At 62.9% G+C, this 1,681-nt stretch carries 1 protein-coding gene; it reads right to left on the reverse strand.

All coding sequences use genetic code 11. The annotated features are described in order from the left end of the window. Window positions 1-39: 39 nt before the first annotated feature. Window positions 40-1,596 carry an ISL3 family transposase gene (locus tag NKJ09_RS32410; RefSeq protein WP_352764778.1) on the reverse strand — a complete coding sequence of 519 codons (1,557 nt, stop codon included), beginning with the start codon at window positions 1,594-1,596 and terminating at the stop codon, window positions 40-42. Window positions 1,597-1,681 lie beyond the last annotated feature (85 nt).

The following is a 1,681-nucleotide window of genomic DNA, read 5'->3' on the forward strand; positions in this document are numbered from 1 at the left end:
CAATTTTGGCTCTGACGCACTTTTGGTGATGATTGAACCTTAACCAGCACCGATGACGCGGGCCTGAAGCAGGTCGAGCTTTCCTCGGCCGTACATTTGGCGTTTCACGAGCTTAAGCTTGGTGATCTGGCCCTCGGTCTGACCGTTGGACCATTGCGACGTGATCGCAGCGCTGACGGCCGAGCGATCATTGAGAACGCCGTTGGCGAACGAGGCGACCAGACTTGATCTGGCCCGCTCCAACCAAGGTTCGAGATCGGCAAGAGTCTTCTTGCGGATCATGGCTTGGAAGCCGGCGACGATTTCCCGGGCCTCCACCAACAAAGGCACGCCGCCCTCGATCACCGCCACCGTGACAGTTTCGGGCTTAGAGAGGCTGTCGCGACCGATGGTCATTAGCCGTGCAATGGTTCGGGCCGAGGGCGCACGGCGCAGGGCGTCGCCGTTCACTTGATCTGAACGCCGGCGACGCGTGGCCCACTCGGTGACGACACGCAAGCAACCACGGAATCCCTGGCTCTTGAGGCGCCGCCAGAGTGCCGTTGCGTTGCGCTCCCCAGCCGTCCATTGGGCGTCGAGCCAAGGAAGATAAAGCTCCAGCGAGCTTTCTCGGACCCGAAAGACGTCAGATCGCTGGCCACGCAGAACCTTGCGCACAACGCCGCGGCTATGGCCGGTGCGGCGAACAATCTCCCTAATCGTAGTCCCGTCCTTGGACAGGCCGAGGATGACGGCATTGGTGTCTTCTCGACGAAGGTAGCCTTCATATTGGATCCGTTCGGCAGCGGTTAGCAGTTCTGGATCAATCGTGGCGGCGCCAAGCGCGGCGCGGATCGACCGCATGGATTTGCGAACTGCATCAAGGAAGGCGCGGCTGGCGTTCTCCATCAAGTGCCAGCGGTCGGCCACTTGGATCGCCTTAGGCAGCGCCTTGGCGGTCGCAAGAGCGTAGCCGCCACCGCGGTCGCGGGCGACAACGCCGATCTGGGGTTGGTCTGAGAGCCAGGCCTGGGCCGTCGCCGGCTCACGGTCAGGCAGCAAGGCGATGGTCTTGCGCCGCTCAAGGTCGCAGATGATCGTCCCATAGCGTTGATTTCGTCGCCACGCCCAGTCGTCGATCCCGATCACGGTCGGCGGGACAAAGCGCGGACTACCGCGCCGCCGCACGATGCGCAGCAACGTGTCGTTACTCACCGGCAGCATCAACCTCTTGGCGAAGCTGGCCGCGGGCCTGCCGCCTAGCGCAAGCCCAAGGTGATGGACGATTTGGTCGAGCCGGGCGGTTCGCCGCGCCCACGGTGCCAGAACATCCCCGTCGAAACGCTCGGCGAAGATCCGCCGGCCACACAACACTGCGCCGCAGTGGAACCGTCGAGCCACAACGACGATCCGAACAGGCTTGCCCGCCATCGGCAGGTCCGCCAGGCGCCGCTGATACCGACTGTGGATCCGCTGCGACCTCGTTCCGCAGCCCGGACAGAGGCTCGCCGCACTCGAGGGACGGACCGTGATCAACATCACCTCTTCTTCGACGGCGGTGTCGTCCACCACAAAGCCGCGAGGGACTAGGGTCGAAGGCCGCAATGCATGGCCCATGGCGTTGATTCCTTGTGTAAACCAACGCGAGCCGGCACCCGAATTCCATCAAAAGTGAGTCAGAGCCAATTTTGCACGCCGATTC

The sequence above is a fragment of the Mesorhizobium sp. M0189 genome (assembly GCF_040322135.1).
GTDB lineage: Bacteria > Pseudomonadota > Alphaproteobacteria > Rhizobiales > Rhizobiaceae > Mesorhizobium.